General features: G+C 62.4%; 6 protein-coding genes and 1 rRNA gene. 5 read left to right on the plus strand and 2 right to left on the minus strand.

Annotation, left to right across the window (positions count from 1 at the left end; translation table 11 throughout):
- The first annotated feature begins 98 nt into the window (after positions 1 to 98).
- Complete coding sequence (gene clpB / locus VJ897_RS05265; protein ID WP_324053921.1) at positions 99 to 2,720, plus strand: ATP-dependent chaperone ClpB; 2,622 nt, start codon at positions 99 to 101, stop codon at positions 2,718 to 2,720.
- Between the two features lie 50 nt (positions 2,721 to 2,770).
- On the opposite strand, the gene VJ897_RS05270 is transcribed toward clpB, so the two are convergent.
- Positions 2,771 to 3,607: an MBL fold metallo-hydrolase gene (locus tag VJ897_RS05270; RefSeq protein WP_324053923.1), complete on the minus strand. Its 837-nt coding sequence runs from the start codon at positions 3,605 to 3,607 to the stop codon at positions 2,771 to 2,773.
- A gap of 98 nt (positions 3,608 to 3,705) precedes the next feature.
- Positions 3,706 to 4,179 (minus strand): fasciclin domain-containing protein, encoded by a 474-nt coding sequence (locus VJ897_RS05275; RefSeq protein WP_324053925.1) that lies wholly within the window; start codon positions 4,177 to 4,179, stop codon positions 3,706 to 3,708.
- A 304-nt stretch (positions 4,180 to 4,483) separates the two neighbouring features.
- On the opposite strand from VJ897_RS05275, the gene VJ897_RS05280 reads away from it, so the two are divergent.
- The 4 genes from VJ897_RS05280 to VJ897_RS05295 form a co-directional block, all read left to right on the plus strand.
- Positions 4,484 to 5,983, plus strand: a complete 1,500-nt coding sequence (locus VJ897_RS05280; protein ID WP_324053927.1) for an FMN-binding glutamate synthase family protein — start codon at positions 4,484 to 4,486, stop codon at positions 5,981 to 5,983.
- 65 nt (positions 5,984 to 6,048) lie between these two features.
- Positions 6,049 to 6,948 (plus strand): protein-methionine-sulfoxide reductase catalytic subunit MsrP, encoded by a 900-nt coding sequence (msrP, locus tag VJ897_RS05285; protein WP_324053929.1) that lies wholly within the window; start codon positions 6,049 to 6,051, stop codon positions 6,946 to 6,948.
- A complete protein-coding gene (gene msrQ, locus VJ897_RS05290; RefSeq protein ID WP_324053931.1) occupies positions 6,948 to 7,571 on the plus strand; it encodes a protein-methionine-sulfoxide reductase heme-binding subunit MsrQ in 624 nt (207 codons plus the stop codon). The genes msrP and msrQ overlap by 1 nt, the downstream gene beginning before the upstream one ends.
- Before the next feature lie 718 nt (positions 7,572 to 8,289).
- Positions 8,290 to 9,227: ribosomal RNA gene (locus tag VJ897_RS05295) — 16S ribosomal RNA — on the plus strand; the annotation flags it as partial.

Below are 9,227 nucleotides of genomic sequence, written 5' to 3' on the forward strand. Positions count from 1 at the left end.
ACCAATGTCTGCTCTCCCATCTCAATATCCAGGCCCGACAAAGGGGTGCGCCGCGTGACGGGCGCCCCGCGACAGGGCGCTTTGAAAGGAGAAAGCTCATGAACTTGGAGAAGTTCACCGAGCGGTCGCGGGGGTTCATCCAAGCCGCCCAGACGATCGCCATGCGGGAAAGCCATCAGCGGATGGTGCCCGAACATTTGCTCAAGGCACTGATGGACGACGATCAGGGGTTGGCCGCCAACCTCATCAACCGCTCTGGCGGCAGTGCCAAGCGCGTGCAAGAGTCCGTCGACCTTGCCGTTGAAAAGCTGCCGAAGGTCACCGGGGATGCCGGTCAGGTCTATCTGGATTCCGCGACCGGAAAGGTGCTTGCCGAGGCCGAGAAGCTGGCCAAGAAGGCCGGCGACAGTTTCGTGCCGGTGGAACGGATGCTCATGGCGCTTGCCATGGTGAAATCCGGTGCAAAGACCGCGCTGGAGGCCGGGGCGATCAACGCGCAGGCGTTGAACGCTGCCATTGAGGACATCCGCAAGGGCCGCACCGCCGACAGCGCCAGCGCGGAAGAAGGGTATGATGCGCTGAAGAAATACGCACAGGACCTGACCGAGCGCGCCAGCGAGGGCAAGATCGACCCGATCATCGGCCGTGACGAGGAGATCCGCCGCGCCATGCAGGTGCTGAGCCGCCGGACCAAGAACAACCCGGTCCTTATCGGTGAGCCAGGCGTTGGCAAGACCGCCATCGCCGAAGGCTTGGCGCTGCGTATCATCAACGGCGACGTGCCGGAATCCTTGCGCAACAAGAAGCTTTTGGCGCTGGACATGGGGGCATTGATCGCGGGGGCCAAGTATCGCGGCGAGTTCGAGGAGCGCCTGAAGGCCGTTCTGACCGAGGTCACCGAGGCCGCGGGCGAGATCATCCTGTTCATCGACGAGATGCACACGTTGGTCGGCGCAGGCAAGACCGAGGGCGCGATGGACGCCGCCAACCTGATCAAGCCCGCCCTTGCACGCGGGGAGCTGCACTGCATCAGCGCGACCACGCTCGACGAGTATCGCAAGCACGTCGAGAAGGACGCCGCACTGGCGCGCCGGTTCCAGCCGCTCATGGTCGAGGAACCCACGGTCGAGGATACCATCTCGATCCTTCGGGGCATCAAGGAAAAGTACGAGATGCACCACGGCGTGCGGGTCTCGGATTCGGCGCTGGTCTCGGCGGCGACGCTTTCGGCGCGCTATATCACCGACCGGTTTCTGCCGGACAAGGCGATCGACCTTGTGGACGAGGCCGCCAGCCGCCTGCGGATGGAGGTGGACTCCAAACCCGAGGAACTGGACCAGCTTGACCGCCAGATCCTGCAATTGCAGATCGAGGCCGAGGCGCTCAAGAAAGAGGACGATACGGCTTCCAAGGACCGTCTGGAAAAGCTGGAAAAGGAACTGGCCGACCTCCAGGACCGCAGCGCCGAGATGACCGCCAAGTGGCAGTCCGAGCGGGACAAGCTGGAAAGCGCACGCGGCCTGAAGGAACAGCTTGACCGTGCCCGCGCCGACCTGGAAATCGCCAAGCGCGAGGGCAACCTGCAAAAGGCAGGCGAGCTGTCCTACGGCATCATCCCCCAGCTGGAAAAGCAGCTTTCCGAGGCCGAGCAGGCCGAGGAAGCCGAGGGCGTGATGGTCGAGGAAGCCGTGCGCCCCGAACAGATCGCCGCCGTGGTCGAACGCTGGACGGGCATCCCGATGTCCAAGATGCTGGAAGGCGAGCGCGAGAAACTCCTGAAGATGGAGTCCGAGCTTGGCCGCCGGGTCATCGGGCAGCGCCAGGCTGTCACGGCCGTGTCGAACGCCGTCCGCCGGGCGCGTGCGGGCCTTCAGGACGAGAACCGCCCGCTGGGCTCTTTCCTGTTCCTGGGGCCGACGGGGGTCGGCAAGACCGAGCTGACCAAGGCTCTGGCCGAATACCTGTTCGACGACGACCAGGCCATGGTCCGGATCGACATGTCCGAGTTCATGGAAAAGCACTCGGTCTCTCGCCTGATCGGCGCACCACCGGGCTATGTCGGCTACGATGAGGGCGGCGTGCTGACCGAGGCCGTGCGCCGGCGTCCCTATCAGGTGGTGCTGTTCGACGAGGTCGAGAAGGCGCACCCGGAGGTTTTCAACGTGTTGCTGCAGGTTCTCGACGATGGCATCCTGACCGACGGGCAGGGCCGCACGGTGGACTTCAAGCAAACGCTGATCGTGCTGACCTCGAATCTGGGCTCGCAGGCTCTGAGCCGACTGGAGGAGGAGGGCGACGCCGCCCGCGCCAAACAGGACGTGATGGATGCCGTGCGCGCCCATTTCCGGCCCGAGTTCCTGAACCGGCTGGACGACCAGATCGTCTTCGATCGGCTGGATCGTTCAGACATGAGCGGGATCGTCGATATCCAGCTGGCGCGGCTGGAAAAACGGCTGGCACAGCGCAAGATCGCGCTGGAGCTGGACGAGGAGTCGCGCAAGTGGCTGGCCGAAGAGGGCTATGATCCGGTCTTCGGGGCGCGTCCGCTCAAGCGGGTCATCCAGACCGCGCTGCAGAACCCTCTGGCCGAGGCGCTATTGGGGGGCGATATCAGGGACGGAGATACCGTGCCGGTGACCGTCGGGCCCGATGGTCTTCTTGTCGGCGAACGGTTGGGCAGCACTGACCGGCCCAAGCCGGACGACGCGGTCGTCCACTGATGATCCGAAACTGAGCACAGGCCCCGCCATCCGGCGGGGCCTTTCGCGTGTCAGGCGGTCAGCACCATCCGGTCGCGTCCGATATGCAAGGGGCCAGACCAGTGTTTGCGGACCTCGGCGATCCAGTGATCCTCTGTGAAATCGGGGTCGCCGTCCGGCACCATATGGGTCAGGGCCAATTGCCCGACCCCGGCATCGGCTGCGATTCGGCCGACATCCTCGGCGCTAGTATGGCTGCGCAGGATATGAGCGCGCAGGCGGTCGTCGCCATTGGTCATGCGCGCGATCAGTGCCTCGACCCCGTCGACCAGCATTGCCTCGTGCACAAGGATGTCCGCCCCGGCGGCAAAGTCGGCCATTTCGGGCATGTAGGCCGTGTCGCCCGAGAACACGATGCTTTCGCCGGCATGGTCGAACCGCAGGGCATAGCTGTCCTCGATCGGTGGATGAACATTGCGCATGGCGCGGATCGACACTCCACCCGCGTCGAAGACCTGGTCTTCAGTGATGCGCGAGACATCGAAAAGCGGCCCGAGAGGCACCCGCCCTTCGTCCTCCATCCTCAGGGTCACGTCGAAGGCCATGGATTTCAGGAACCCGTCCCAATACTCGGACAGGCCGGGCGGGCCGATGACGGGAACAGGGCGATTCAGCCCGGCGACCCACGCGGTGTGAAAGAGTGGCCCGAGTTCGAGGTAGTGGTCGGAATGCAGGTGGGTGATCAGCACGAGGTCGATCGCGTCGCACAGTCCACGGGTGACACCCAGGCCGGCATCGACGAGGATCGACCTGCCGCCCATGCGGATCAGGATCGACGTGGGCATGTGCGACCCGGGTCGGATCGCGGGGCCGCCTTTGACCCCCATGAGCGTGACTGCTGCGGACATTGCCCCCTCTCTCTCTTGCCGGGGCAGGTTTGCCCAGTTGCGCGCAAAAGAAAAGGCCCCGCCGAAGCGGGGCCTTTCCGGTAAGCAGTAGTTACCGATTATTCGGGCAGGATCACCTGGTCGATGACATGGATCACGCCGTTCGACGCCTCGATGTCGGCGGCCGTGACGGTAGCGCCATCGACGGTCACGCTATCACCGACGCCGATGGTCACTTCGGCCCCGTTCACGGTTTCGGCCATCATGCCGTCCGACAGGTCGCCGGACATCACTTGGCCGGGCACCACGTGGTAGGTGAGGATCGCGGTCAGCGCTTCGGTGTCTTCAAGAAGTCCCTCGACGGTGCCTTCGGGTAGTGCCGCAAAGGCCTCGTCCGTGGGGGCGAAGACGGTAAAGGGGCCTTCGCCCTTGAGCGTCTCGACCAGCCCGGCGGCTTCGACGGCGGCGACGAGCGTGGTGAAGTTGCCCGCGTCAACGGCGGTATCAACGATATCCATCGAATGGCCGGCCGCAATGGCACCAGTGCCGAAAGTGGCGGCGGCAGTGGCGGCGATAAAGGTACGACGTAGCATGTGGTCCTCCGTATTCGTTTTCATTTGCGGCTGCCCTCGCGGACACCGCGTCAATGCCGTCATTGGCACTACCCGTCTTACGCAGGGATGCGACATTGGATTACGGGGGTTTTCCGCCGATCGGACTTGACGGAAGGGGACCAGCGGCTAAGCAGCGATCTTCGCACAGTTCAAGTCACGACCAGGTGAAACCATGTGATCCGGCGTGATGGTCGGAGCGCAAATCCGACTGGTTTTCGAGACAACGGGGCAGGCGACAAGCGCAATGCACCGTGGCAGGATGTGCCTGGAAAGGAGTGCTGCGATGGTCTCATCCCTGCCGCTGACAATTCTCGAAGGCCTGGCGCTAGTCCTCATCCTCGTGCTGGGGCTGGGCCTGCTGGCGCTCGCCGTGCTTTTCGTCCTCGACCGGACCCAGCGCGGCGATGCGATCCGGCGCAACTACCCCTTGATCGGGCGGTTCAGAGGCCTTTTCACGACCTTGGGCGAGTTCTTCCGCCAGTACTTCTTTGCCATGGACCGAGAGGAATTGCCTTTCAACCGCGCCCAGCGCGACTGGGTCAGGCACGCCGCGGAGCGGGCCGGGAACACGGTCGCCTTCGGCTCGACCCGAAGCCTGGCCGTGGTCGGCACACCGCTGTTCGTGAACGCCGCCTTTCCGCCGCTCGACAACCAGTACGCCAGCACCGATCCCATGGTGATCGGTCCGAGTGCGCGGCACCCCTACACGGCGCGGTCGATCTTCAACCTTTCGGGCATGTCCTATGGCGCGCTGTCGCGGCCGGCTGTGCAGGCGCTGTCGCGCGGCTGTCGCGAGGCGGGCATCTGGATGAACACGGGCGAGGGGGGGCTTTCGCCCTATCACCTCGAAGGGGGCTGTGAGCTTGTCTTCCAGATGGGCACCGCCAAATTCGGGGTGCGCGACGCCGAAGGCAACCTTGATGACGAGAAGCTGCGCGACTTGGCCGCGCAGGAACAGGTCCGCATGATCGAGATCAAGCTGGCCCAGGGGGCGAAGCCCGGCAAGGGCGGCATCCTGCCTTCTGCGAAGATCAGCCCCGAGATTGCGCGGATCCGTGGCGTCGTGCAGGGCCAGGACGCGATCTCGCCCAACCGGCACCTTGGCGTGGATGACTGGGACGACCTGCTGGATTTTATTGCCCATGTGCGCGAAGTCTCGGGCCTGCCCACGGGCATCAAGACGGTCATGGGCACGGAGGCCGCGCTGGAGGGGCTGTTCGAGACCATCGTCGCGCGCGGGACTGAAAGCGCGCCCGACTTCATCACGATAGACGGGGGCGAGGGCGGCACCGGGGCGGCACCCATGCCGCTGATCGACCTGGTCGGCATGTCGATTCGCGAGGCGCTGCCGCGGCTGGTGGACCTGCGTGATGCCCACGGGCTGCACGACCGCATCCGTATCGTGGCCAGCGGCAAGCTGGTCAATCCCGGCGACGTGGCCTGGGCGATCTGCGCGGGGGCGGATTTCGTCGTCTCGGCGCGGGGGTTCATGTTCAGCCTCGGGTGCATCCAGGCGCTCAAGTGCAACAAGAATACCTGCCCCACCGGCATCACCACCCACGACCCGCGCTTGCAGAAGGGCCTCGTGGTCGAGGAAAAGGACGCCCGCGTTGCCGCCTATGCCCGGCAGATCGTCCAGGAGGTGGAGACCATCGCCCATTCGGTCGGCGTCACCGAGCCGCGCCGGATGCGCCGGTCGCATGTCAGGATCGTGCAGGCCGACGGGGCGTCGGTGCCCATGGACCGGCTTTATCCCGGTTACAAGGAACTGGCGGCATCGTGACATGAGGGTGAGTGTCATCCTCGCGCGCGCGACTAGATGTAGAAGCGAAACACAGGAGACTGCCAATGGCCCGACGCTGGAAAAATGACCTCGCCCATGACGACGTGACGCCGAAACCCCTCTGGATGAACCGCCGCCAATTGATCGCAGGTATGTCGGCGGCCGGGGCGGCTGGTTTCGGCGGGCCGGTTGCCGCCCAGGCCAGTCTGGAGCCGAACACCTGGGAAGAGATCACCACCTACAACAACTTCTACGAGTTTGGCACCGGCAAGGGCGACCCGGCGCAGAACGCGCCCGCGATGGACACGAGCGGCTGGAAGGTCACCATTGATGGGCTGGTCGACAATCCCGGGACCTATGACCTGGCTGACCTGATCGGCGACATGGAGACCGAGGAACGCATCTATCGGTTCCGCTGTGTCGAAGCCTGGTCGATGGTGATCCCCTGGAACGGCTTCGAACTGGCCGATTTGCTGGCCAAGGTCGGCGTGCAGGACGGGGCCAACTACGTTGCCTTCGAAACGGTGGTCCGCCCTGACGTCATGCCGGGAGTGCGCCGACGCGTGCTGGATTTTCCCTATGTCGAGGGATTGCGCATGGACGAGGCGATGCATCCGCTCACCCTCTTGGCGACTGGTATCTACGGAGAACCGATCCCGAACCAGAATGGCGCGCCCATGCGGCTGGTGGTGCCATGGAAGTATGGCTTCAAGTCGATCAAGTCGATCGTTCGCATATCGCTGGTGGCCGACCAGCCGCCCACCAGCTGGAACAAGGCGAATGCCCGGGAATACGGGTTCTACAGCAACGTGAATCCGAACGTGGATCATCCGCGCTGGTCGCAGGCCACGGAACGCCGCATCGGCGGCGGCATCTTCTCGCAGCGCCAGGACACGCTCATGTTCAATGGCTACGACGAGGTGGCGAGCCTCTACGAAGGCATGGACCTGACCGAGTTCTTCTGATGGCCGCCGCTGACCGTATCAACAGCGCGGCGCGCCGGGTTCCCGCGTGGAGCCTCTACATACTGTGCACGACTTGGGCGGTTTGGGTTTTCTACCGTGGCGCCACGGGCGGCCTGGGCGTGGAGCCGATCGAGGCGTTGGAACATGAATATGGCGCCATGGCGCTGAAGGTGATGGTTGCCGGGCTGGCGATCACGCCGCTGCGCCGCCTTGCCGGCATCAACCTGATCAAGTTCCGCCGAGCCATCGGCGTCTCGGCATTTTTCCTCGTGCTGGTGCATCTGCTGGTCTGGGCGGTGCTGGACGTGCAGAGCCTCGACAGGATCTGGGCTGACATAGTGAAGCGGCCCTACGTGACGGTTGGCATGGTGGCATTCCTGATGCTGGTGCCTCTGGTGGTGACGTCGAACACCTGGTCTGTTCGCAAACTGGGGCCGAAGTGGCGACAACTGCACAAGCTGACCTATCCGGCGGCGATACTGGCGGCGGTCCACTTTCTATGGCTGGCCAAGGGGTTTCAGCTCGAACCGCTGTTCTGGCTGGCGGTGATTTGCGCGCTTCTGGCGCTGCGCGTGCGACCGACCCGCCGAACCGAGCCGCGTTCGGCCGCCTCTCAAGGTTGATTCCGGTAGTAACAGGGGCCGATTCAGCGAACCCAATACCGTGTGAGCAGCTGACTCGTGGATTTTTTCGCCTCATGGGGGGGCTGCAGGGAGGAATCGAAGATGATTCACGGCTGTTGCCCGGTGAGTCTTGGGGGTATCCCTGTGGACAACCCTATATCTAGCCAAAAGCCACCCCAAGTCCGGGTAACAAAATTACGACATGGCCGCCCAATGCGCAGGAATGTTTAACTAACCTACCGAAAACAAAGAAAATTCGGGGAAATCCCAAAAAATCGCACTTCCCCTGAAAAAACCTCTTGCGGACCCCGGCACCAAACCGTAAATACCCCCTCACCGGCGGCGCTGAGGAGCACAACGGAACGCCAGACGGGGCGGCGGCGACGAGCCAAGGCCAACGAGACGTAAGAAACATCAGAGGTAAACGAGGCGGGGCGCGCCAAGGAAGTTAGGGCGCATCCAGTCGATTTTGTCTCTACGCTCTTTGAAATCGCAAGTATCTGAAGAGATATGTGGGCGGTTTGGTTCAAATCGATGGATCAACACCTGCATATCGCGCTCCTAGGCTTCGGCCGATCATGGAGTGTCAGCTTCACTGTTTGGACGGTTTCCGGTTTCTGATGAAACCAGAAGCACAACAAACAGAAGACTGTCCCGTTTGAACAACGGGACGATGTGCAGAGGTTCGAACGTCAAGGATACGCTGGCAACAGCGTTTCAACTTGAGAGTTTGATCCTGGCTCAGAACGAACGCTGGCGGCAGGCCTAACACATGCAAGTCGAACGAAGCCTTCGGGCTTAGTGGCGGACGGGTTAGTAACGCGTGGGAATGTACCCTTCACTACGGAATAGTCCCGGGAAACTGGGTTTAATACCGTATACGCCCTTCGGGGGAAAGAATTTCGGTGAAGGATCAGCCCGCGTTAGATTAGGTAGTTGGTGGGGTAATGGCCTACCAAGCCTACGCTCTATAGCTGGTTTGAGAGGATGATCAGCAACACTGGGACTGAGACACGGCCCAGACTCCTACGGGAGGCAGCAGTGGGGAATCTTGGACAATGGGGGAAACCCTGATCCAGCCATGCCGCGTGAGTGACGAAGGTCTTAGGATCGTAAAGCTCTTTCAACTGTGAAGATAATGACGGTAGCAGTAGAAGAAACCCCGGCTAACTCCGTGCCAGCAGCCGCGGTAATACGGAGGGGGTTAGCGTTGTTCGGAATTACTGGGCGTAAAGCGCACGTAGGCGGACTATTAAGTCAGGGGTGAAATCCCGGGGCTCAACCCCGGAACTGCCTTTGATACTGGTAGTCTAGAGTTCGAGAGAGGTGAGTGGAACTCCGAGTGTAGAGGTGAAATTCGTAGATATTCGGAAGAACACCAGTGGCGAAGGCGGCTCACTGGCTCGATACTGACGCTGAGGTGCGAAAGTGTGGGGAGCAAACAGGATTAGATACCCTGGTAGTCCACACCGTAAACGATGAATGCCAGTCGTCGGGTTGCATGCAATTCGGTGACACACCTAACGGATTAAGCATTCCGCCTGGGGAGTACGGCCGCAAGGTTAAAACTCAAAGGAATTGACGGGGGCCCGCACAAGCGGTGGAGCATGTGGTTTAATTCGAAGCAACGCGCAGAACCTTACCAACCCTTGACAT

Origin of the sequence: Salibaculum sp., assembly GCF_035270045.1 — a bacterium.
Classification (GTDB): domain Bacteria; phylum Pseudomonadota; class Alphaproteobacteria; order Rhodobacterales; family Rhodobacteraceae; genus Salibaculum.